Annotated in this window: 21 protein-coding genes, 1 tRNA gene and 1 other RNA gene; 7 read left to right on the forward strand and 16 right to left on the reverse strand. The window is 70.0% G+C overall.

All coding sequences use genetic code 11. The annotated features are described in order from the left end of the window. Positions 1 to 8 precede the first annotated feature (8 nt). Positions 9 to 575: a helix-turn-helix domain-containing protein gene (locus ACFY3V_RS22370; protein ID WP_362898265.1), complete on the forward strand. Its 567-nt coding sequence runs from the start codon at positions 9 to 11 to the stop codon at positions 573 to 575. Here the strand turns inward: ACFY3V_RS22370 and ACFY3V_RS22375 are convergent. Further along, positions 487 to 1,182, reverse strand: a complete 696-nt coding sequence (locus ACFY3V_RS22375) for a VC0807 family protein (RefSeq protein ID WP_362898267.1) — start codon at positions 1,180 to 1,182, stop codon at positions 487 to 489. The two genes, ACFY3V_RS22370 and ACFY3V_RS22375, sit on opposite strands and share 89 nt — an antisense overlap. 198 nt (positions 1,183 to 1,380) lie before the next feature. On the opposite strand from ACFY3V_RS22375, the gene ACFY3V_RS22380 reads away from it, so the two are divergent. Further along, positions 1,381 to 2,451 carry an SURF1 family protein gene (locus ACFY3V_RS22380; RefSeq protein ID WP_362898269.1) on the forward strand — a complete coding sequence of 357 codons (1,071 nt, stop codon included), beginning with the start codon at positions 1,381 to 1,383 and terminating at the stop codon, positions 2,449 to 2,451. On the opposite strand, the gene ACFY3V_RS22385 is transcribed toward ACFY3V_RS22380, so the two are convergent. Both ACFY3V_RS22385 and ACFY3V_RS22390 read right to left on the reverse strand, forming a co-directional pair. After that, positions 2,448 to 2,630 (reverse strand): hypothetical protein, encoded by a 183-nt coding sequence (locus tag ACFY3V_RS22385; RefSeq protein ID WP_362898271.1) that lies wholly within the window; start codon positions 2,628 to 2,630, stop codon positions 2,448 to 2,450. The genes ACFY3V_RS22380 and ACFY3V_RS22385 overlap by 4 nt on opposite strands. A gap of 7 nt (positions 2,631 to 2,637) precedes the next feature. Beyond that, positions 2,638 to 3,324 (reverse strand): hypothetical protein, encoded by a 687-nt coding sequence (locus tag ACFY3V_RS22390; RefSeq protein ID WP_362898273.1) that lies wholly within the window; start codon positions 3,322 to 3,324, stop codon positions 2,638 to 2,640. A gap of 523 nt (positions 3,325 to 3,847) precedes the next feature. On the opposite strand from ACFY3V_RS22390, the gene ACFY3V_RS22395 reads away from it, so the two are divergent. Further along, positions 3,848 to 5,044, forward strand: coding sequence for an amidohydrolase family protein (locus ACFY3V_RS22395; RefSeq protein ID WP_362517639.1), 1,197 nt, complete (start codon positions 3,848 to 3,850; stop codon positions 5,042 to 5,044). On the opposite strand, the gene ACFY3V_RS22400 is transcribed toward ACFY3V_RS22395, so the two are convergent. The 3 genes from ACFY3V_RS22400 to ACFY3V_RS22410 form a co-directional block, all read right to left on the reverse strand. After that, entirely contained in the window at positions 5,025 to 5,378 is a 354-nt protein-coding gene (locus ACFY3V_RS22400) for a YkvA family protein (RefSeq protein ID WP_362898275.1), read from the reverse strand. The two genes, ACFY3V_RS22395 and ACFY3V_RS22400, sit on opposite strands and share 20 nt — an antisense overlap. A 140-nt stretch (positions 5,379 to 5,518) precedes the next feature. After that, positions 5,519 to 6,934 (reverse strand): amidase, encoded by a 1,416-nt coding sequence (locus tag ACFY3V_RS22405; RefSeq protein ID WP_362898277.1) that lies wholly within the window; start codon positions 6,932 to 6,934, stop codon positions 5,519 to 5,521. Between the two features lie 4 nt (positions 6,935 to 6,938). After that, complete coding sequence (locus ACFY3V_RS22410) at positions 6,939 to 7,907, reverse strand: LLM class F420-dependent oxidoreductase (protein ID WP_350941777.1); 969 nt, start codon at positions 7,905 to 7,907, stop codon at positions 6,939 to 6,941. Between the two features lie 898 nt (positions 7,908 to 8,805). Here ACFY3V_RS22410 and ACFY3V_RS22415 point away from each other — a divergent pair. Then, entirely contained in the window at positions 8,806 to 8,928 is a 123-nt protein-coding gene (locus ACFY3V_RS22415; RefSeq protein WP_350941779.1) for a hypothetical protein, read from the forward strand. A gap of 314 nt (positions 8,929 to 9,242) precedes the next feature. Here the strand turns inward: ACFY3V_RS22415 and ACFY3V_RS22420 are convergent, their stop codons facing one another. Next, the gene (locus ACFY3V_RS22420) at positions 9,243 to 10,010 is read right to left on the reverse strand and encodes a hypothetical protein (RefSeq protein ID WP_362898282.1); all 768 of its coding nucleotides are present in this window, start codon (positions 10,008 to 10,010) and stop codon (positions 9,243 to 9,245) included. Positions 10,011 to 10,139: 129 nt separating this feature from the next. Beyond that, entirely contained in the window at positions 10,140 to 10,814 is a 675-nt protein-coding gene (locus ACFY3V_RS22425) for a TetR family transcriptional regulator (RefSeq protein ID WP_362898284.1), read from the reverse strand. 856 nt (positions 10,815 to 11,670) lie between these two features. Here ACFY3V_RS22425 and ACFY3V_RS22430 point away from each other — a divergent pair. Then, complete coding sequence (locus ACFY3V_RS22430) at positions 11,671 to 12,198, forward strand: hypothetical protein (RefSeq protein ID WP_362898286.1); 528 nt, start codon at positions 11,671 to 11,673, stop codon at positions 12,196 to 12,198. A gap of 457 nt (positions 12,199 to 12,655) precedes the next feature. Here ACFY3V_RS22430 and ACFY3V_RS22435 read toward each other — a convergent pair whose 3' ends face one another. The 5 genes from ACFY3V_RS22435 to ACFY3V_RS22455 form a co-directional block, all read right to left on the reverse strand. Further along, positions 12,656 to 13,723, reverse strand: a complete 1,068-nt coding sequence (locus ACFY3V_RS22435; protein WP_362907535.1) for an aspartate-semialdehyde dehydrogenase — start codon at positions 13,721 to 13,723, stop codon at positions 12,656 to 12,658. Further along, positions 13,720 to 14,994: an aspartate kinase gene (locus tag ACFY3V_RS22440; protein ID WP_350941786.1), complete on the reverse strand. Its 1,275-nt coding sequence runs from the start codon at positions 14,992 to 14,994 to the stop codon at positions 13,720 to 13,722. The genes ACFY3V_RS22435 and ACFY3V_RS22440 overlap by 4 nt, the downstream gene beginning before the upstream one ends. Positions 14,995 to 15,084: 90 nt before the next feature. Further along, the gene (locus ACFY3V_RS22445) at positions 15,085 to 15,618 is read right to left on the reverse strand and encodes a DUF5063 domain-containing protein (RefSeq protein WP_350941788.1); all 534 of its coding nucleotides are present in this window, start codon (positions 15,616 to 15,618) and stop codon (positions 15,085 to 15,087) included. Further along, on the reverse strand, positions 15,611 to 16,210 hold the full coding sequence (gene recR / locus ACFY3V_RS22450) for a recombination mediator RecR (protein ID WP_350941789.1): 600 nt from the start codon (positions 16,208 to 16,210) through the stop codon (positions 15,611 to 15,613). The genes ACFY3V_RS22445 and recR overlap by 8 nt, the downstream gene beginning before the upstream one ends. 2 nt (positions 16,211 to 16,212) lie before the next feature. Then, positions 16,213 to 16,566 (reverse strand): YbaB/EbfC family nucleoid-associated protein, encoded by a 354-nt coding sequence (locus ACFY3V_RS22455; RefSeq protein ID WP_362907532.1) that lies wholly within the window; start codon positions 16,564 to 16,566, stop codon positions 16,213 to 16,215. Positions 16,567 to 16,897: 331 nt separating this feature from the next. On the opposite strand from ACFY3V_RS22455, the gene ACFY3V_RS22460 reads away from it, so the two are divergent. Further along, positions 16,898 to 18,379, forward strand: coding sequence for a GAF domain-containing protein (locus ACFY3V_RS22460; RefSeq protein WP_350941791.1), 1,482 nt, complete (start codon positions 16,898 to 16,900; stop codon positions 18,377 to 18,379). A gap of 298 nt (positions 18,380 to 18,677) precedes the next feature. On the opposite strand, the gene ACFY3V_RS22465 is transcribed toward ACFY3V_RS22460, so the two are convergent. Both ACFY3V_RS22465 and ffs read right to left on the reverse strand, forming a co-directional pair. Then, complete coding sequence (locus tag ACFY3V_RS22465; protein ID WP_389775921.1) at positions 18,678 to 20,903, reverse strand: DNA polymerase III subunit gamma and tau; 2,226 nt, start codon at positions 20,901 to 20,903, stop codon at positions 18,678 to 18,680. A gap of 29 nt (positions 20,904 to 20,932) precedes the next feature. Further along, an RNA gene (gene ffs / locus ACFY3V_RS22470) (signal recognition particle sRNA small type) lies at positions 20,933 to 21,028 on the reverse strand. Positions 21,029 to 21,111: 83 nt separating this feature from the next. On the opposite strand from ffs, the gene ACFY3V_RS22475 reads away from it, so the two are divergent. Continuing rightward, positions 21,112 to 21,200 (forward strand) — tRNA-Ser (locus tag ACFY3V_RS22475). A 243-nt stretch (positions 21,201 to 21,443) separates the two neighbouring features. Here the strand turns inward: ACFY3V_RS22475 and ACFY3V_RS22480 are convergent. Next, positions 21,444 to 22,535, reverse strand: coding sequence for a Gfo/Idh/MocA family protein (locus ACFY3V_RS22480; RefSeq protein WP_389775924.1), 1,092 nt, complete (start codon positions 22,533 to 22,535; stop codon positions 21,444 to 21,446). Between the last annotated feature and the right edge of the window lie 62 nt (positions 22,536 to 22,597).

A 22,597-nucleotide genomic window follows, 5' to 3' on the forward strand; every position in this document is an offset into this window, starting at 1 on the left:
ATTCGCACATGAATGCGGCGACTCCCGGCGACCTGCCCCTGCGGATGGACAACTGCTCCATCGAACGTGCCCTGGGCGTCGTCGGCGAGAAGTGGACGTTCCTGGTGCTGCGTGAGGCGTTCGGCGGCGTTCGGCGCTTCGCCGACATGCAGGCCGCCACGGGAGCGCCCAGGCAGGTGCTCAGCGCCCGGCTGACCCGGCTGGTGGAGGAAGGGCTGCTGCGCAAGGTCCCCTACCGCGAGCCCGGCCAGCGGCAGCGCGACGAATACCGGCTGACCCAGATGGGGCTCGACCTCTATCCGACTTTGATGGCCCTGATGTGGTGGGGCGACCGGTATCTCAGCGACGCCGCGGGACCGCCGCTGCGCATCACCCACCGCGACTGCGGCGCCCTGGTCGAACAGCACTTCCGGTGCGCGGAAGGGCACGAGGTGTCCGGCCCGAGAGAGGTCACTCCGGTGCCCGGTCCCGGAGCGCGCCTTCGCGCTACAGCCCCCGCGTCTCCGGACCCGGCGCCGAAGCCTCCGCAGGCCACGTCCCCCGCGTCGTCTCCAGCCTCCGCAGGCAGTGCCTGAAGCTGAGCACCGAGACCAGCGCCACACCGCCGAGCAGCACCGCGACCGCGGAGGTGCGCACCAGGAGATAGGTCTCCAGGGTCTGGCTGAGCAGCAGCCACAGGCTCAGCGCACCGTTCAGCAGTTGCGCGCAGCCCCACAGCACCGACTGCGACACGAAGAAGCGGCGCATCCGAGGATGCTCCATCACCTGGTCGGGCAGCGGCACGAGGTCGGCCACCACCCGCCGGATCAGCGGCCTCCGCAGCGGCGCGGTGAGCAGAAAACCCATGCTCACGCAGAACACTCCGAGGCAGGGCTGCAGGAAGAACACGATGGGATTGCCCGTCGCCAGCGTCAGTGCCACCCTCACGGTGATCGTGCCCGCCGCCAGCAGCAGCGTGCCGGGGGCCTCACCGCCCTTCACCAGTCGCCAGGCGACGCCGCCGTAGACCCACGCCGCCGCCACCGCCAGCGCGCCGTTCGCGTTGGTGAAGACCAACGCGACGTAGAAGACGAGAACGGGAAGGATCATGCTCTCGAACACCCTGGGGACGGCGTGCCGCAGCAGGACCCCGATGCGGGGGAGTACGAGCGGAGCCGGGGGGGCGGGCATGAGCACGGTCATCAGGGGCGGGCTCCGGAGGTGATGGAACATCCCGAGGGGAAAACTCAGACGACCGTATGCGATGCCCGAAGTGTCCGGTGAGCTTTCCTGACATCCGAGGATCAGGCGGTCCCGGGAACTTTACTACGCCCCAAGGCGTATCCGGCTATCCCCGGAGGCCCACTCGGAGGACAGTCGGAGGGCAGGGCGATGCCCCCGGTGCCTACTCTTGATGACGTGTACCGGTTCCTGCTGACTCCCCGATGGCTCGCTCTCCACGTGGTGGTGCTGCTGGTCATCCCCGCTTTCGTGCTGCTCGGCCAGTGGCAGTTCGGGCGTTTCGAGGAGAGATCCACCAGCAGCCACCAGATCACCGGCAACCTCGCCGCCGCCCCCGTCGCCGTGGAAGAGCTCACCTCACCCGGCGGCACTGTCTCCACGCAGGACAAATACCGCACCGTCCTGGCCAAGGGGACGTACGACGCCGGCGCCCAGCTCCTGGTCCGGCGCCGCGTCCAGGACAAGGCGGTCGGCTTCTACGTGCTGACCCCGCTGGTCACGGCGGACGGCACCGGCGTGCTGGTGAACCGTGGCTGGGTCAGGGCGGGCAGCACCGCCGACGCCCTCCCCGAGGTCCCCGCGCCCTCCTCGGGTGAGGTGACTGTCACCGGCAGGCTACGTCCCACCGAGACCGAGGAGACCTCCGGCATCCGCGACCGGACGGGCCTGCCCGCGGGGCAGGTCCTGCTGATCAACACCGAGGCGATCGGACGCGGCCTGCCGTACCGGCTCCTCGGCGGCTACGTCGACCTGATCGAGCAGTCGCCCGCGGCCGCCGTCGCTCCCGCGCCCGTCCCCGCGCCGGACGTCGGCGAGGGGGGCGGCCTCAACCTGGCCTACGGCGTGCAGTGGTGGTTGTTCATCGGGGTCGCGATCGGCGGCTGGGCCCTGCTGATCCGCAGGGAGGCCGCCGACCTCAAGGCGGCCGCGACGACACCCGGCGAACCCGGGCCGGGCGAGCCTGGAGACGGAGAACCCGGAGACGGAGAACCCGGGCCGAACGCACCCTCCAGGTCCGCAGCGCCCTCAGCGCCCTCAGTGTCCCCGGTGTCCCCGGTGTCCCCGGGGCCTTCAGGAAGGTCCTCCGCGCCCGGCGACTCCTCCGACGAGCCCTCCTCGCCCGGCGACTCCGCAGAGTCCGCCGAGCCCGCTGCGTCCTCCCCGTCCGGCGAATCCACCGAGTCCGCCGTGTCCTCCCCGTCCGGCGAGTCCGCCGACCTCCGCGCCTAGTTTCCGACGAGGGTCAGCAGACAGCCGAAGGCCGACACCAGGCCGAGGGAGAGCAGACCGACTCCGATCGCCAGCAGGAAGCCCCGGCCGCCGCCCAGCCGCTCGCGCGGCGCGAGACGTCGCCCGGCCGCGAACCAGAGCGGGCGGGGTTCGAGCAGCAGGAACAGGAGCGCGCCCACTTTACGATCACGCGTTCACCATCGACAGGCCGAAAAGGAGCGCCACCGCGATCACGAACCCGCGTGTCCCGTCGATCCTGGCCGGCGCGGGCAGCGCCTCGTACGGAGCCCGCCACAGGGGTCTCGGCTCCAGCAGGACGTAGAGCAGCGAGCCGCCGGTGAGAAACATCCAGAACCACGCCCAGCGGCTGGCGTAGCGGGGGTTCGGCCGGGCCAGCATGAGCAGCCAGGCCAGGATCTCCGCCGCCACCGCCACCGGGGCGAACGGCTCCCACCACCGTCCGTAGGCGGGCGAGCCCGCCAGTGCCCTGAAGCCGTCGGTGCGCACGATCTCCACCGAGGGATCGGCGATGGCGCGCACCTGGGCCATGAAAGCCTCCTGGCGGCGTTCCAGGGCCTCGGGGACGAGGCGGGTGGTCTGGGGATCCCAGACGTCGTCCGGCTGGTCGAAACGGGCCTGACTCCAGGAGAGCGGCCCGTGCGACCAGGTCAGCGTGCCGTAGGCGGGCCAGTTGCCGTCGTAGACGATCTTCGTCACCTCGCCCGCCCGCAGGTCCGCCAGGAGTTCGACCGCGGGTCGCAGGGGAGGGGCCTGGTTGATGTGGACGATCACCGTGGAGAGCGCGAGCACGAACAGCAGCGCCACCCGCGCGACGTACGGGATGTCGTCCCGTGCCGGAATCACCACTCGCATCCCCGCCCCCATCGGCCCCCATCAGGCGAGGCCCGCCGCTGCATAGACTAAACGGCGGGTCGGGCTCGCGCGGGTGTACGACTCCCGCCATGCGGCGGGGACGTGCGGGGTTCTCGCCCACGAACCTTAAATATGGACAAAAAGAGCATTTTTCCCTCAAGTATCAACTTATGAAAAATCCTGATACTGGGGCGATCTCTGGGTAGGCGCACCCCCGGGCCCGCCACGGGCGGCACCCTTCCGGCGGGCCCGTCCCGGGGCCGCCCTCCACCCCCCTCGGGTGGTCCCGGGCCGCGACACAGGACACCACGGAAGGTGGCCGCGCGGGACGACCGGGGAGGCGCCGCGCGGGACGGTCGGGAGGCACCGTGAAAACGGTCGCGTCGAGTGTCGCGGAAGGCAGTTACGGAGCGTCATAAAAGGCGTGATGGGGACATCGCAGAAGACGTCACGAGAGACAGAGATACCAAGCGGAGACCTTGCGGCTTGATGAGTGTTATTCCAGCGGAATACGGTTGACCGTGTGACTACGCCGCTGCTCCCCGATCCCGAGCCAAGGCGGCGGGACTATGTGATCATTTCAGCCGACGACCACCTGATCGAGCCGCCCGACATGTTCGACGACCGGCTGCCGGAGAAATACGCCGACCTGGCGCCCAAGGTGGTCGAGACCGACTCAGGTCACCAGGTCTGGCGTTACGGCGGGGCCACCTACCCCTGCGCCGGGCTCGACGTGGGCGCCGGCCTGCCCCGCGAGCAGTGGACGCTCGATCCTGTGCGGTTCGAGCACATGCGTCCCGGCTGCCACGACGTCGAGGCCCGGATCGAGGACATGGACCGTGCCGGTGTCTGGGCCGCGCTGTGCTTCCCCGGCATGCTGGCCGGGCAGTCCGGCATGGTCTTCGCCAAGACCCGCGACCAGGAGCTGGGCCTGTCGGTCCTGCGTGCGTGGAACGACTGGCACGTGGAGGTCTGGGCCGGCACCTACCCGGAACGGATCATCGCCCTGCAGCTGCCCTGGCTGACCGACCCCGAGGTGGCCGCCAAGGAGATCCGCGACAACGCCGCGCGCGGTTTCAAGGCGGTGCTCTTCCCCGAGTTCCCCACCCGGCTGCGCCTGCCGTCCATCCACAGCGACCACTGGGACCCGTTCTTCCAGGCGTGCGAGGAGACGGGCACCGTCGTCTGCCTGCACGCCGGTGCCGGTTCCTGGGCTCCGGTCCCCTCTCCGGACACGCCGATCGAGGCGATCACCACCCTGATGCCCGCGAGCGCCATGTTCGCCTGCGCCGACTGGCTCTGGTCGGGCATCCCGCTGCGCTTCCCCGCGTTGCGGATCCTGATCGTGGAGGGCGGCGTGGGCTGGCTGCCGATGCTGGCCGAACGGGCCGACTACGCGCTCGACCACCCCGTGGCGGGGGAGGCCTCGTGGGAGGGCGGCCTGAAGCCCAGCGAGGTGCTGCGGAGAAACTTCTTCTTCGGCACGCTCAACGACCATGCCCTGTCGGGGGTTCGGCTCGCCGTCGGGCTGGAGCACGTGCTGCTGGAGAGCGGCTACCCGCACTCCGACTCCACCTGGCCCGACACCCAGCAGGCCATCGCGACGAACCTGGGCAGCCTGCCGCCCGCCGACATCGCCCGGGTGGCCTACGGCAACGCCGCCCGCCTGTTCGGCCACCCGCTGCCCTCACGTGCCTGGCTCAGGATGGAACAGATCTGATCCCCTCGCGTCCGATCCCCTCGCGCTCCCAGTCGACGTAGCGCCCGCCCTCACCGAGCAGGGAGCCCATCAGCCACAGGAAGACGCCGAAGTCGTCGGCCACCCCGACGAGGACCAGGAAATCGGGGACGAGGTCGACCGGCGAGATGATGTAGAGAACGCCGAGACCCATCATGGCCAGCTTGCCCTTGGTCATGCCGGGATACCGCCCGTTCATGACCGCGCCGATCATCCTGGGGAGGGCGCGGAGACGGGTGCCGAGACCGGGCGAACCCGGCTTCGTCACCTCTCTGTATGCCCGCCACGTCTGCGCCGCGCGCGCCACCTTCGCCATGGAATCCTCCTCGGAACCACGTTCGTCTGGCTGCGTACTACCCCGCCGCCTCACGATATAACGTGTGATTTCCCCCTTGGGTTCCCGGACACTCTTGGCTTCCCGGACACTCTTGGCTTCCCGAACGGCGGACAGGACGGTCAGCGCATCGCCGTGTGCAGGAAGGGCCGTTCCTCCTCGATCTGGGCGGCCACCCGGACGAGCAGGTCCTCCCGCCCCGCGGCGGCGACCAGTTGGACCCCCACCGGCAGGCCGTCCGCCGTGCGGTGCAGCGGCAGGGAGATCGCGGGCTGTCCGGTGGCGTTGACGGGCGAGGTGAACGACACCGCGCGGTTGGTGCGGCCCCGCGAGGTGCTGACGTCGTCGGCGGGCAGTCGGCCGAGGCGGAAGGGCGCCACCCCCAGGGAGGGCATGAGCAGCAGGTCGTGCGACTCCCACCAGGCGGCCATCCGCCGCCTGAACCCGTCGATCCAGTCGCGCGAGGTCACGTAGCCGACCGCGTCGAGCTTCCTGCCCGCCGCCCCCAGGATCCGGTTGCGCTCCTCCAGTTCGTCGAACTCGACGGGCCTGCCGCGCCAGCGCCCGATGTCCTCCAGGTCGGCGGCCACGTGGGCGGCGACGATCGTGCCGAAGTGCGTGGCGAAGCCTTCCTCGGCGAGCGCGGAGGGTCCTCCCGGCTCGACGTCGTGACCCAGCGCCTCCAGCAACCCGGCGGCCTCGGTGACCGCGGCCACCAGGTCCGGCTCCGAAGGGACGTCTCCGTCCGGGTGCTCGGCGAGGAAACCGATCCGCAGCCGCCCGGGATCCGCCCCGACCTCCTCGGCGAGCGGACGTCTCCAGGCGGGCGCGCCGTACGGGTCGCCCGGCATCGTCCCGGCGATCACGTCGAGGGTCGCCGCGCTGTCCCGCACCGTACGGCAGAGCAGGCCCGCGGACGAGAAACCGGCCCAGGGCTCACCCGCGGACGGGCCGGAGCTCACCCTGCCCCTGCCGGGTTTCAACCCGACCAGCCCGCACATGCTCGCCGGGATCCGGATCGACCCGCCGCCGTCGCTCGCCGTGGCGACCGCGACCATGCCCGACGCCACCGCCGCGGCGGACCCGCCGCTCGATCCTCCGCTGCTGTAACGAAGGTCGTACGGATTGCGGGTGGGGCCGAACGCCACCGGCTCGGTGGTGATCGCGGTGCCGAACTCGGAGGTGTTGGTCCGTCCCAGGATCGTGAACCCCGCCTGGCGCAGCCTGGTCACCGCGTACCCCTCGCGCTCGGCGAAGATCCCGTCGAGGGTGCGCGATCCCGCGCGGTACGGCTCCCCGGCCATGCTCCAGCCCAGGTCCTTCAGCAGCGTCGGCACGCCCGCGAAGGGGGCCTCGGGATCGACCTCGCCCACCTCGGCCAGGGCCCGTTCGAACCTGCGGTGGACGACGGCGTTGATCGCGCCGTCGCACGCCTCGATCCGCGCGATCGCCGCCTCGGCGAGCTCCCTCGGGGAGATCTCCCCTTTCCGCACGGCTTGCGCCTGCCCGAGGGCGTCGAGCTTCAACAGGTCGTACAAAGGGTCACTCCTCGACGGGGGCCAGATCTCGTACGGCCTGGGCGATCGGGACCCCACCCCCGGGAATGGGGGCGAGGATCGGGGTGTCCAGGCCGTTGCGCACATACTCCCGGATCCGGCTCCGGCACGTGGCCGCGTCGCCGTGCACGATGAGATCGTCCACGACCTCGTCGGGGATGGCCTTGAGCGCCGCCTGCCGGTCTCCGGCCGCCCATGCCTCGTGCATCGGCCGCAGCACCTCGCCGCGCCCCAGCCAGTCGTGGAAGGCGGCGTAGACCGGGACGGTCAAATAGCTCGCGAGCATCCAGCGCCCGAGTTCGCGCGCCTTCTCCGCGTCCTCGCCGACGCACACGAACAGCCTGGCGATGAGCTCGGTCTCCGGGCCGACCTCGGCCCGCACCTTCCGCACGTCCTCGGGCGAGAGCCAGTTGGTGATCGCGCCGTCGGCCTCCTCGGCGGCCAGACGCAGCATGCGGGGGCGGAGCGCGGCGAGCACGATCTTCGGCGGAATCTTGGGGGCGCGCTCCAGCTTGAAGCCCTTGACCTCGAACGTCTCGTACCGCTCGCTGATCTTCTCGCCCGCGAGGGCTCCGCGCAGGAAGCGCAGGGTGTCTCTGGTCCTGGCGAACGGCTTGACGAACTCCCCGGCGTTCCAGCGTTCCACGATGGCCGGCGAGGAGGCCCCGATGCCCAGGACGAAGCGTTCGGGGGCGAGGTCGGCGAGCGTGGCGGCGGACATGGCGAGCAGGCCGGGCCCCCGGGTGGAGACCGGGACGATCGCGCTGCCGAGCCGCATCCCCGGGGCCCACTCCGAGGCCATCGCGAGGGGTACGAAGCCGTCGACACCGTTGACCTCGGCGGACCAGGCGTCGGTGTAGCCGAGTCCGGGAAGCTCGGCGATCAGGTCCTTGGAGGCGGCGAGCGAACGGTCGTAGAAGGGAATCGTCATACCCCAGCGTGGGCCTGTGGTCATCGTGCCGCCTCCGTGTTCTGCGATCGCAGCCGGGAACCCTCCCTCGAAACGATATTCCGAGGGAGAATCCGGCCCGATCCGGGTGCCGTCAGTGGCCTCGACCGTACCAACCAGACGGTATGTGACCAAAAGAATGATCCACACCGACCGGCCACTTAACACCCCATCACTTTCCGTATGATGTTAGAAACCTTGGGTGACGAAACATCGGCGGATGAGCCGGCGACGGGGCCTGCTCAGTGTGGCGGCCCTCGCGAGCTGCATGACGATTCCCGTGCTGATCGGAACGCACCCCAGTTGGGCGAAAGACGGGACGGGATCGCCCGTCCCGCGAGACGCCCCGCATCTCCGGATGTCGCACGCGGCCCTGAGCCCGACCTCCGGCCGATCTCCGCTCCCCGAGCCAGGGCCGTTCTCCTCGCCCCTCCCTCCATCCGGCCTTCCACCCGGCCCTGACCGTCGACCGCAGCCGGAAACCGGGCGCTCGACCGCTCCGCACCCCGCGCCGAAGCCCGAACCGGACTATCCGACCGCGCCACCGCCGAGGCTCGACGTCAGGGAACCCCCCTGGTGGCACTGGTGGCACTGGTGGGAGCCGAAGCCGGATCACCCGGCGGACATACCGGCCAAGCCGAAACCCGAGCCGGAGCCGAAACCAGCGCCCGAACCGAAACCCGAGCCGACGCCAGTGCCCACACCGGAACCCACGCCGGAGCCCACACCGGAGCGGCCGACCCCCACCGCGTCCTCTTCACCCATCTCCGACCCCTCCCCGCCCCCCAGGCCCCGGCCCCTCCCCGTTTCCGCGCCCAAGACGGTCGTCACACCGACGCCGAGTCACACCCCTCGGCCCAGGGCGACGCCCTCCGGTGCGCCTCCCCTCCTGCGGCAACGACTGGTGCTCGATCGCTACACCGAGCGGCGCAAGGGGACCGACAGGAAGCTGGTCCTCCTGGTGATGTTCACCGGGGTGATCTCGGTCAGCGCGGTCACCGCGCTCAACCGCAGGGGGCGCGGATAGCCCGGCCGGTGGCCGGACCCGCAGGCGATGCAGCCCACCGTGGGAGATCCACACGGTACCCCCGACGCCTGCCCGAGGCAGGGACCGCCCTCACGGTGAAGCCCGCCTGGGAGATCCACGCGGTGTCCCCGGCGCCCGTCCGAGGCGGGCCCGCACGTACGTGAAGCCCGCCGGCGAGAGATCCACCGGCGGGCTTCCGCGCCGTCGTCAGCACCACATCCGCACCGGGCCGGATCCGCGCCGAGCAGCGACCGGACCGGACACGTTCGCACCGGACAACGGCCCACGGCCGGACCGGTGACGGCAAAGAAGGGCTACGGCTGCGCGGGGAAGTGGCCGTCGATCTGGTCGTACTGTCGCTGCGCGCTTTTGAACGCGTCGGGGTCGACGGCACCGAGCCCGCTGAACGGGTGGCTGATCAGGATGATGAAGCACACGCCGATGACGACCACGGCCACCCGGACCAGGTCGGCGATGATCGACGAGGCCGTGGGCCGCACCCCGAGGGTCCAGGGCAGCGCGATCACCAGGAGGCCGGAGAGGATCATCGAGATCACGAAGATGCTCTCCAGACTGGCACTCGCGTCGTCACCTCGTATCACGCGGGCGTGGGAGACCTCGGAGATCCGGTCGAGCGTGTCCTGCTGGAGGTTCTTGCTCTCGTCGCCGATCGGACGGAGCCTGAGCACCGTGGCCCGCATGTCCGCGAGGGTCTGCCCGGGGATCGGGGACATCTCGCTGTCGGCCATGAGCGGCCAGTCGAGGGCGATGCTCTGCGCGGTGTACTGCCGGATCTGGGAGCGGACGGGGGCCGCCTCGGGGATGGGCGCCACCGACCAGTACATCTCGGTGAGGCTCTCGGCCTCGGCCTGGACGTCGGCCTCCGACACCGAGAGCGCGTCCCGGCACAGGACCGCGGCGTAGGCCAGCACCAGCAGGTAGACGGCGAGGGCGAGGTTGGCGGAGAAGTCGACGGACGACGCGCCGTGCTCGCCGTCGTCGTACCCCTTTCTCCTGAGGACCCGGAACGCGATCAGCGCGATCGCGACGGACACCACCACCAGCACGGCTACCCAGCCCATGAGACTCCCTTGAAGCGGTCATCGAATAAGCTACTCAGGGTAATCAGATCGATACCGTTGTTCACGGAGTTCCATGGAGTTCAGCGCGGTTTCGTGAAGTCCTGGGGGCCTCAGAGAGTTTCGTGGGATTCATTCGCGAAGTTCGTGAACCCCCGCGATGAAGTCACGGGCGACCCCGCGCAGTCCGGGCAGGTGCGAGAGCCCCACCAGGCGGTCCACCAGCGGGACGGTGAGCTCGATGAGCCGGTGTGTCCGTCGGCACCCCTCCGACTCGTCGTGCACCCAGAACAGGACGACGCCCATCGACATCAGCCAGAGCAGCTCGGGAAGCTCGGTCCGCAGCTCGCTGTCCATCCGGTCGGAGGACCCTTCCACGACCCGCCGATAGATCGCGATCGACGCGTCCCGGGAGGGTGAGGACTCGGCGCTGAACGGGTTGAGCGGGTTGTTCGGCTCGGCCGCGTGCTTGAAGAACTTCACCGCGAACTCGTGGTACGGCTCGGACACCCGTACCCACTCCCGCAACACCCCCGCCAGCCGCGCGGCGAACCGGTGCTCGGTGGCCAGTAGTTTCTCGCACGCGGCCTCGTGCTCGGCCTGGGCCCGGTCGTAGTACGCCTGGACCAGGATCTCCTTCGAGGCGAAGTAGTAGTAGGCGTTGCCCACCGAGACCCCGGCCTCGGCGGCGATGGCCCGCATGGTGGTCGCCTCGTATCCACGTTCGCGAAAAAGCCGCAGGGCCGTCTCCACGATGACCTCACGGGTCCTGTCCGATCCACGGGTTCTCGGGGTCGGCTCGGTCATAGGGCGCTCGTCACCTATCGATTGGAGCTGGGAGAACGTGCTCATCCGGTCTTTCTCCACTGGACGAACCCTAGATCATCCGTCCCGCACCGCCGGGGATGAGCCCAGGGAACGACCTTAGGCGCGCCACATTGCCCCCGCCACTCATATCCGTGATTGCTCCGTCACTCTCGCCGTCGCGCCACCCCGTCCCCGTCCGGCGCGCTCCCCGCCAAGGACGTGATAGTGGCGCTATGCACGACAAATACGGATATGTCACTTATCGCCGAAAACGCCGTCTCAGCAGGTCATCGAGCTGCCCGATCATTCCCACTACCGGGCAAAAATCACTCTTCGTGAGGGATCATCCGGGTTCGGGGGTGGGATTGATCCTTTTGGCGGAAGGGCTCCCGCGACAAGGGATACATAAATGGGGACATGTCCCTGTAGGCAGCGGGCTGCCCGGTTCACCACCGGAGCACTGCTCGCTCTGCAACTGTCTTTCATCGCATCGGCCCCGCACCACAGCGCGACCGCGGAGAGCGGGAACGCGTCGGCCGACGCGGCGATCGTGAGCCGGCCCGTCGCGGCCGGCCCGGCGGAGGTACGCCGGTCCACGATCATCGGAGTGTACGACATCGCCACCCTGGAAACCTCCCGGCGCTACCTCCGGGAACTGTGTCATTCGATCGCCGTTCAGCGCGGCCGGGAGCCCACGGCCCCCCTCTGGCCCGAGGAGGCCACTCCCGCGGACGCACCGCCCCGGCCCTCCGGAACCACCGCACGAACACGCACCGCCGCCCTGACAGGCGCGGCCGGGAGACAGACGCCCCCCCGGACCGAGGAAGCCACCCTCCGGAACGGAGGAAAGACCCCGGTGGAGGCCGAAGAGAACGCGCGGACACCGGTCGCGGCCGCTTCTGAGGAGCAGGTCTCCGCCGTCCTCGAAAAGCCGTCCGAGGCGAGGCCCGCCCAGCGGCAACAGGCGCAAAAGGCCCAGCAGCCCATACGGCTCCAGCAGACGGACGCCAAGCGGCTCCTGCGAGAAGCGGGCCTGACCTGGTTCTCCTCGGGTAAGTGCGCGAACCGCAACGGACCGCACTGCACCTCGCTGGAGGCCGTACGATCCGCGACCGTCTCCAGCGCCATCGAGCTGAAGCGCCGCAGCGGTTGCCCCCTCGTCGTCACCGGCGGCACCGAGGTGGGCCACGCCCCTGGCCCCTACAGCCACTACGAGGGCTACAAGCTCGACATAAAGCCCAACGCGTGCATCAACCGCTACATCACGAAGAACTACCCATTACAGGGCGTGCGAGGTGACGGAGCCCGCCTGTACGGCCAGTCGGCGACCTCGGGGCCCCTATTCGCCCGCGAGGCGGACCACTGGGACATTCTCTTCCGCTGATGGAGGTCACCGGGTCAGCTGATCGGGCAGACTCGGTGCCTGGTAGCCGCCGGTGAGTGAGCACCTTCATCCGCTGGACCGATGTTCGAGTCCCGAGGTCAGGGGCCTTGATCACTGATGGGATGTCTGACCGGAATTCCACTCGACCGGGCCGTTCAACCAGGCTGTCACCGGTATCCGTGCCGGATCCGGGGTTTCACCGAGCCTGCGCTCCCGTCGGCCGGGCCACCGCCGCTCCTGACCCGCGCCGGCCCGGCGGATCCCGCCGGTCCTCGATCCGCGACCGTACGGATCCCACCGATCCCGCGGCCACGCGGATTCCGCCGGTCCGCAGGATCACCGACGACTCACCGCCGCGCGGGATCCCGTCGCCCGAGGCCCGAGCCTTCAGGACCGCGAAGGCCGTACGGCGGCGTGACGTCGCAGGACGTCACGCCGCCGTACGGCCAGGGAGAAACTACGCGAACTCGGCCGCGACCAACTCGGCGATCTCCGCCGCGTTCAGGGCGGCGCCCTTGCGGAGGTTGTCGCCGCAGACGAACAGGTCGAGCGTGTTGGGGAAGTCGAGCGCCTGGCGGATCCGGCCCACGTAGGTCGGGTCGGTGCCGACGACCTCCGCGGGGGTCGGGAAGACGCCGTTGGCCGGGTCGTCCATGACGACCACGGTCGGGGCGGCCTCAAGGATCCGGTGGGCGTCGGCGACGGTGATCTCACGCTCGAACGTCGCGTGCACGGCGAGCGAGTGGGTGGTGATCACCGGGACGCGGACGCAGGTCGCGGAGACCTTCAGGTCGTCGATCCCGAGGATCTTCCGTGACTCGTTGCGGAGCTTGATCTCCTCGGAGGCCCAGCCGCCGTCCTTGAGCGAACCCGCCCACGGCACGACGTTGAACGCCACCGGCGCCGGGAACGGCGACTCCTCGTCCCCGAGCTTGTTCTGCAGCGCCTTGCGCACGTCGCCGGCGGTCTGCCCGATCGTCCGGTCACCCGCGAGGGCCTCGACCTCGTCGTAGAGGCGGGCCGAACCCGCCACGCCCGCACCGGAGACCGCCTGGTAGGAGGCGACCACCAGTGCCCGCAGGCCGTACTCCTCGTGGAGGGCGCCCATCGCGGCCATCATCGACAGGGTCGTGCAGTTGGGGGTGGAGATGATCCCCAGCGGCCGCTCCCGCGCGGCCTCGGGGTTGACCTCCGGCACGACCAACGGGACCTCGGGGTTCATCCGGAAGGTGCCCGACTTGTCGATGACGACGGCCCCGCGCTCGGCGGCGATCGGCACCCAGGTCGCGGAGACCTCGTCCGGCACGTCGAAGATCGCGATGTCGACGCCGTCGAACACCTCGGGGGCCAGCTCCTGGACGACGAGGTCCTCGTCACGGACCCGCAGGACCTTGCCGGCCGAGCGGGCGGACGCGACGAGCTTGATCTCGCCGTAGACGTCCTCGCGGCCGGAGATGATGTCACGCATGACGGTGCCGACGGCACCGGTCGCCCCGATCAGGGCGAGAGTGGGCTTGCGGCTCATCGCCCGCTACCTCCGTAGATCACGGCTTCAACCTGGTCCACATCGAGATCGAACGCGCGGTGCGCGGCGCTGACCGCCGTGTCCACCTCGTCCTGCCCGACGATCACCGAGATACGGATCTCCGAGGTGGAGATCATCTCGATGTTCACCCCCGCGTCGGCGAGGGCCGCGAAGAACGTCGCGGTGACGCCGGGATGCGAGCGCATCCCCGCCCCGATCAGCGAGATCTTGCCGATCTGGTCGTCGAAGAGCAGCGACTCGAAGCCGATGCGCTCCTGGATCTTCTTCAGCGCGGTGAGCGCGGCCGAGGCGTCACTCGTGGGCAGCGTGAAGGAGATGTCCGTCCGGCCGGTCGTCGCCGCCGACACGTTCTGCACGATCATGTCGATGTTGATCTCGGCGTCGGCGAGCGTTTTGAAGATCGTCGCAGCCTCACCGACCTTGTCGGGCACCCCGACAACCGTGATCTTGGCCTCGCTCCGGTCGTGCGCGACGCCGGAGATGATCGGCTGCTCCATCTCTGTTCCTTCGCTGTCGGGGTCGGAGACGACCCACGTGCCTTCCTTGGTGCTGAACGAACTTCTGACGTGGATCGGCAGGCTGAAGCGGCGAGCGTACTCGACACAGCGCAGGTGCAGGATCTTCGCACCGCACGCCGCCATCTCCATCATCTCGTCGTAGGAGATCTTGGGGATCTTGCGGGCGGCGGAGACGATGCGGGGGTCGGCGGTGAAGACACCGTCCACGTCGGTGTAGATCTCGCACACGTCGGCGTTCAGAGCGGCGGCGAGCGCGACCGCCGTGGTGTCGGAACCGCCCCTGCCGAGCGTGGTGATGTCCTTGGTGTCCTGCGAGACGCCCTGGAAGCCGGCCACGATCGCGATCTGGCCGTTGTCGAGCGCCTCGCGGATCCGGCCGGGCGTCACGTCGATGATGCGCGCGCGACCGTGCGAGGAGTCGGTGATCACCCCGGCCTGGGACCCGGTGAACGAGCGCGCCTCCTGACCCAGGTTGGCGATCGCCATCGCCAGCAGCGCCATCGAGATGCGCTCACCCGAGGTGAGCAACATGTCGAGCTCGCGGCCCGGCGGAAGCGGCGAGACCTGCTGGGCGAGGTCGAGCAGCTCGTCCGTCGTGTCGCCCATCGCCGAAACGATCACCACGACGTCGTTGCCGGCTTTTTTCGTCGCGACGATCCGCTGCGCGACCCGCTTGATGCAGGACGCGTCGGCGACGGACGAACCACCATACTTCTGAACAACGAGCGCCACGAGATGTCTCCGAAGCAATCTAGGGCTGTGGAGCTCACAGTCTACTGGCGCCCTCGCTGAGACCCTCGGGTCAACCCAGCATGTGGACGATCACACCGTTGTGCGCTCCTCCGCGACATCGAGCCGCGTGTGGGCGACAAGCGCCTGAAGTGCTCGCATCGCCGCTCCGGCGTGGTTGCCCCAGGTGTTGAAATAGGAGTACTGCCACCACCAGAGCGCCTCAAGAGGACGCCCCGCCCTGTGATGCCGCAACCCGTGCAGGAGGTCGGCGGCCACCGCCGTCAGGTCGTCCGACAGGCGGTACGGGGTGACCACGGTGTCCTTGTAGGGGTCGAAGACCTCGGCGTAGTCGTCCACCGGCTTCAGCCTCTCGGCGAGGGCGGTACGGACGACGTCGACGTCCGGGTCCTCACCCAGGTGCGGCTCCCAGTTGCCCGACAGGATCACGTCCTGGCTCGCGCCGAGCTGCGCGCCGGCCGAGCTGACCTGCGCGACCTCCACCAGCAGCAGCGGCAGGATGGCGTCGCCGCCCTCTCCGCCCGCCAGACGGGTCAGGCCGTCGATGTAGTTCTTCGCGTGCTCCGCGATCCGTTCCGCGAGAGCGCTCCACGCATCGTCAGACATCAAGGAGCCTTCTTCCTTCGAACGCGCGGCCCAAGGTGACCTCGTCCGCGTACTCAAGGTCACCGCCTACCGGCAGACCGCTGGCCAGTCGTGTCACTTTCAATCCCATCGGCTTGACCAGACGGGCGAGATAGGTCGCCGTCGCCTCCCCCTCAAGGTTGGGGTCGGTGGCGAGGATCAGCTCGGTGACCTGGCCGTCCGCCAGGCGGGCCATGAGCTCTCTGATGTTCAGGTCGTCGGGGCCGACGCCGTCGATCGGGCTGATCGCCCCGCCGAGCACGTGGTAGCGACCCCGGAACTCGCGGGTCTTCTCGATGGCCACGACGTCCTTCGACTCCTCGACGACGCAGATCACGTGAAGATCGCGCCTGGTGTCGCGGCAGATCCGGCACTCCTCCTCCGCGGCCACGTTGCCGCAGACCCGGCAGAAGCGGACCCTCTCCTTGACCTCGAGCAGGGCGTGGGCGAGCCGCTTCACGTCGGCCGGCTCCGCGGCCAGCAGGTGGAACGCGATGCGCTGCGCGCTCTTGGGACCGACCCCCGGGAGCATGCCCAGCTCGTCGATCAGATTCTGGACGACCCCTTCGTACATGCCTAGAACCCGGGAAGCTGGCCGAGCCCGCCCCCGCCGCCCAGCCCCTGGGCGAGGGGACCGAGCTTCTCCTGCTGCAGGTCGGCGGCGGCGCGCACGGCGTCCCGAATGGCCGCGATGACCAGGTCGGCGATGGTGTCGGCCGTCTCCTGGGGATCGTCGGGATCCACGGCCTCAGGACTGATCTTGAGTTCGAGCAGCTCGCCCCCGCCGTTGACCGTGGCCACGACAAGTCCGCCGCCCGCGGAGCCCTCGACTTCCGCGTCGTTCAGCTCCTGCTGGGCGCTCACAAGCTGCTGCTGCATGAGCTGTGCCTGCTCCAGCAGCTGCTGCAGGTTGACATCCCCTGGGTTCACCGTCGTTGTGCTCCTCGTCCGTGACATCGGTCGTCACGAGCCTACGGGGTCCGGGCCGGGTGTTGTGTACTCGACCGAGCACGCGTTCCCCCTGGATGGGGATTAAACCCCCCGTCGGGCCTCGGTCCCCCCTCCAGACGCCCGAGACCCGACGCGACACGCGCCGGAGCGGCCGCACACGGCGTCGTGTGCTCGGAAGGTAACCCTCCGAAGGTTGCACACACGTTGCGGTCGTTCACTCACTCTTCGCACACCCTCTTTGGCCGAACGGGTTGCGAGCGCAGGCCCGACCGCCGATGCTTCGGCCATCGGCTCTATTCCGGGGGGATATGTGCGCGACGGCCACCGTGGAGCCGTCCAGACGGCCGACCTCGCCTCCTACTCGTCACGGCTGCGACGTCTGCACGAGACCTTGATCAGGGGCGAGCGGCCGACGGGCGAGGGACCCAGAAGCGTGATCTCCGCCTCATGGCGGCGATCGCTGGACGCCGGTGTCGACCCCGACACCGGGTCGGCCCCCATCGCCTTCGAGGGCGAGGACATCCACGAGGTCCGCTCGGCGCACCCGATGAGCGGGCTTCTGCCGGTCATCACCGGGACCCTTCTGGAGGCCGTCGACGCGGACGACCAGATCCTGCTCGTCACCGACGCCCTCGGCAGGGTGCTCTGGCGCGACGGCAACCGCCGGACGATGGACAGCGCCGACGAGGTGGGACTGGCCGACGGCTTCGACTGGAGCGAGGGCGCGATCGGGACCAACGGCCTGGGCACTGCGCTCGCCACCCGGAGGCCCCTGCACGTCTTCTCCGCCGAGCACCTGGTCAGGGCGCTCCACTTCTGGTCGTGCTCCGCCGCGCCGATCGTCGACCCCGACAGCGGCGACCTGCTGGGCTGCGTCGACGTCAGCGGCACGACTCGCGTCATGCACCCGGCGAGCGTCGCCCTCGTCGAGGCCGCGGCGCGACTGGCCGAGAACCACCTCACCCTGCGCATGCTCGAACGCGACGAGCGGCTCAGACGCCGTCACGAGCGGCACCTGAGCACGTTGCGCGGCGAACCGGGCGCCCTGGTCACCGCGACCGGGCGGATCATCGCCGGTGACGACGCGCGCCAGTGGGGTGCCCGCGTACGCCTGCCGGAGACGGGCGACCGGGTGATCCTGCCCGACGGACGGAGCGCCTTCCTGGAGGGACTCGGCGGCGACGGCTTCCTGCTCCGCCTCTCCGGCCCGGCCAGGGGCCCCGTGCTCACCCTGTCCTTCCTCGGCGCGGAACACCCCACGGCGCACCTCGAAGGGGCCCGTCTGTCACTCTCCCTGCGCCATGCCGAGATCCTCACGATGCTCGCCCTCAACCCCCGGGGCATGACCGCCGCCCAGCTCTCCTTCCATCTGTACGGCGACGCGGGCAACCCGGTGACCGTCCGCGCCGAGATCCACCGGCTCCGCGCCCAGCTCGGCCGTACGATCGCCGCCAAGCCGTACCGCCTCACCTGCGTGGTGGAGGCCGACTTCCTGGAGCTCAAGCGGCTGCTCGCGGCCGACGAGGCCGCCCCGGTCGCCCGCGCCTACCGCGGCCCCCTGCTGCCCCGCTCCGAGGCACCCGCCCTGCGCCTCGAACGGGAGGAGTTGGAGGGGCAGGTACGAGCCCGCCTGCTGCGGCGGGGAGGCCCCGAGGACCTGTGGGCCTACGCGGAGACCGAGCACGGCAGGAACGACATCCAGATTCTCGAACGCCTCGTCGTCGCGCTGCCCCGCCACGACCACCGCGCGGTGGCCGCCCGGATCCGCCTCGGCGGCGTCGGCCTGCCCTGAGCCCGCCGTGTCCGGTGATCCGATTCGCCCCGGAACCCGCCGGCACGGCCGATCTCGCTCCGCACAGGGGCCGGGGGCGTGATCCCGCTTCGCCGAGGGGTCGGGAGACTGACTCGCTTCCCGGCCTGAGGGCCGGAGCACTGTGGAGCGCCATGGAGCACCGCGGACAACTTCGGTGGCGACAGCGGCCGAGCAGCGGGCCGGCAGCGGACTGGCAGCGGACTGGCAGGGCATCGCCGGTGACGCCCCGTGCGACGGGATCCCTTCCGGTGGTGCCGGTTCCGTGGTGCCGGCGCCGTCAGGTGTGGTCGATCTCGCCGATCACCTGGCCCCCCAGCTCGCGCTGGAGGAGGGCCATGCCGCTGAGCGCGTCGACGTCGGCGTCCGCGTCGTTGAGCGGGTCGACCTCGTCGGCGTCGGGTGCGGCGCCGCGATCGCCTCGGGGAGGCACCGCGTCAGGCCAGGCCGCCGCCTTGGCGCCGGTCTTGGCCCTTGGGCCGGCCTGGGCCGCCGCCTTCGCCGCGGAACGGGCCGCGGCCAGACCGGGGCTCGACATGGAGTTGGGCGGGGGAGGTGAGCCGGGGTCCTCCGGCATGGGGGCGTCCGGCCAGGACTCGTCCGTCGCGGATGGGGCCTGTCCTGACGGAGCCTCTCGCGAGACCGCCGGTGACGGCCCGGAGGCGGGCGCCTGGCGTGCGGGCGCCTGCTGCGACCGTGCTGCCTGACTTTGGGAGGTCTGGTTCTGGGAGGTCTGGTCGGCCTGGGGTGCGGGGTGCTGGGGGGCCGGGGGGTGCCTCGGGGCCGGAGGGCGGCTCCCGCCGGAGGGAGGGGGCCCGTTGCCGACGACGGCCTCGACCTTCCAGGTTCCGCCCAGCACCTCCTGCAGCACCGCCGCGACGACCGCGTCCTTACCGCCACCAGTGAAGTTCTTCATCGCACCGACCTGGGCGAACCCGAGGGTGACGATCTTCCCTTCGACCCCGACGACCTGGGCGTTGGTGTTGACGTTGGCCCACACGACGATGCTGCGCCGCTTGAGCGCCGCGAGCACCTGCGGCCAGGCCTGCTGTACCGCTCCGGTTCCGGCTCCCGCCTCCGGGGCGGACGCCGTCGCCCGGTCGGCAGGCACGAAGGCGCCCGCGGCCTCGGGAGCCTGCTGGACGGGCGCCTGAGGCTGTCCCTGCCGCCCCTGTCCCTGGCCCGGCGCGCCGGGCCTGGCCGCCGCGGGCCAGTCGTCGCCCTGTCCGGCGGACCCGGCGGCGGCGGAGGGCGCACCGGCGGGTGTCGCCGTCCGCGAAGGGGGCGCCGGGTTGACCACCGGTGCGGGATCTCGCTGCGGGAGGGCGACCGGAGCGGGAGCCGGGACGACTCCTCCCTTCTCCAGCCGCTCCAGGCGGGTGAGCAGCGCGGCCTCACCCTGGGCCGCGCCGGGGAGGAGGATTCTCGCGCACATGAGTTCGAGCAACAGTCGTGGCGAGGCCGCCCCGCGCATCTCGATCAGGCCCGCGTTGAGGATCTCCGCCGCGCGGGTCAGCTCCGCCGGCCCCATGGAGGCCGCCTGGACCTGGAGCCGTTCCAGCTCGTCGCCCGGCCGGTCGAGCAGCCCGCTGGTGGCCGCCTCCGGCACATTCGCGAGGATCACCAGATCCCGGAAGCGCTCCAGCAGGTCCATCGCGAACCGCCGGGGGTCGTGGCCGCCCTCGATCACCCGGTTCACCACCTGGAACACCTGCGCGCCGTCACGACCGGCGAAGGCCGCGACCACGTCGTCGAGCAGGTCGCCGTCGGTGTAGCCGAGGAGGGAGACCGCGCGGGCGTACGTGATGCCCGCCTCGTCCGACCCGGCGAACAGCTGGTCGAGGATCGAGAGCGAGTCTCGGGCCGAGCCCGCACCGGCCCGCACCACCAGCGGGAGCGCGGCGGGCTCGAACGGAACCTTCTCCGAGGTGAGGATCTCCTCCATGAGCGCGCGCAGCGCGGCCGGCGGGATCAGCCGGAACGGGTAGTGGTGGGTCCGGGATTTGATCGTCCCGATGACCTTCTCCGGCTCGGTGGTCGCGAAGACGAACTTCAGGTGCGGGGGAGGCTCCTCGACGAGCTTGAGCAGCGCGTTGAAACCCTCGCGGGTCACCATGTGCGCCTCGTCGATGATGTAGATCTTGAAGCGCGAGGACACCGGCGCGAAGAAGGCCCGCTCGCGCAGGTCGCGGGCGTCGTCCACACCACCGTGCGAGGCGGCGTCGATCTCGATGACATCGAGGTGGCCGGGGCCGGTGGGCGCCAGCGCCACGCAGGACTCGCACTCCCCGCACGGGTCGGGGGTCGGGCCCTTCTCACAGTTCAGGGAGCGGGCCAGGATGCGCGCGCTGGACGTCTTGCCGCATCCCCTGGGCCCGCTGAACAGGTAGGCGTGGTTGATGCGCCCGCTGCGCAGTGCCTGACGCAACGGGTCGGTGACGTGCTCCTGACCCTTGACCTCGGCGAAGGTCCCGGGCCGGTACTTGCGGTACAGCGCAAGACTCATGCGACGATCCCACCTGCGAGGGGTCTCAACGAAGAGACCCCTCGCACACCCGCCAGAGCCCGCTTATCCTTGCTGCCTTCCGGCCCTGGGGAGGTTCACAGGATGACGCCGCGCGAGGGGTCGGCCCTCAGTCTAGCCTCAGATCCGAGTGGTCGGTGTCGGAAAACAGTGGTCCGCGCCACTCGGAAAGTTCGGTAAGCTTCTCCACGGAGGATTCGCCTAGTTGGCCTAGGGCGCACGCTTGGAAAGCGTGTTGGGGGCAACCCCTCAGGAGTTCGAATCTCCTATCCTCCGCCATTGCTTTAAGCAGGCGATACGTTGAAGGGCTCCACCGTTCACGGTGGGGCCCTTCGGCGTTGACGGTTGCGGTTCTGGTTTCGGTTGTCCCTGTGGTGACAGCCTTTGATTCCGGAAGGGCTCGTCGCGACCTCGATGTGACCCACCCCGTACGGGGAAGACAGCAGGCACTCCGGACTCGGCGTGATGACAGTCGTCGCAGTCAGCCGTGCCGACCGGCGTGTGACGCGAGGTGCGGTGGCGTCAGTGCCGGACGCCGGTTCGGGCGGCCCGTTCCACTCGGGCGATCAGGCGGCTGTTGTGAGCGGCGTGCTGGAACCCCGGGGTGTGATGGGTTCCGTTCGTGATGTCGCGAGCCAGGCCGGCGTAGACCTCGCCCACGTTGATGGACGCGCCCGTCCAGATTTCGGCGGCGGTGGGACCGGTGCCGGTGGCGACGGGGCTGTCCGGCGCCGGGAAGTCCACGCTCGACGAGAGTGCGAGGTCGCCGACCTGGACACCGGCCGGGTGATCGCCGATCAGTTTCAGCCAGCCGTCCGATCCGCGGACCTCCAAGCTGAAGTGGGCATCGGGGGCGGGCACACCCGCCAGGATCTGTACTCCCACCGGGGCGCCGGATGAGGTCTTGACGATGGCGTCGAGATGGTCCGGGACCTCCCGGACGGATATCTCGCCGGTGTCGACCAGCTTCACCTGGGGCCAGAGGAGTTCTGTGCGGGCGTCGATCTCGGTGATGTCACCGAGAACCGCCTCGACCACATCCAGAACGTGGCCCGCGGCGATGGTGAGGAAGCCGGCTCCCGCCGCCGCCTTGTCGAAGTACTCGTACGCGCTCACCGACTCCGGACCGTTTCCGAAGGTCGTCGCGGCGACTCGCGCCGAGAGCAGCCGACCGAGCCGGCCCTGGGCGATGATTTCGGCCGCGCGGCGTACCGAGGGGTTCTGTCGGCCCTGCAGGCCGATCGCCGTGTGCAACGAACCCGCCGCGGCGGCCATCTCCTCTGTCTGCGCCAGGGTCGCGCCGAGCGGGGATTCGGAGTACACGGCCTTCTTGGCTGCGAGAGCCGCGAGCACGAGCTCACGGTGGGCCGGGACCTTGACCGCGACGGTGACGAGATCGATCGAAGAGTCGTGGATGAGTGCGAGCGGATCGGCGAACCAACGCTCCGCACCGAAGGCCTCGGCAGCGCGACGGGCGCTGTCCTCGTGCCGGGTCGCCACGGCCGCCAAGGTGAACTGCGGCTGTGCCGCCAGCGCGGGGATGTGCGATGCCCCTGCCCAGCTGGCCCGGGTGTCGGCACCGATGACACCGACGCGAATCACGCTGCTTGTCATGTTGTACTGCTCCGTTCAACGACCTGCGATCGCGGCACGACCGTTTCCGTACCGCCCAGCAC

The organism is Streptosporangium sp. NPDC000095 (assembly GCF_042899335.1).
In the GTDB taxonomy this organism is placed as follows: Bacteria; Actinomycetota; Actinomycetes; order Streptosporangiales; family Streptosporangiaceae; genus Streptosporangium.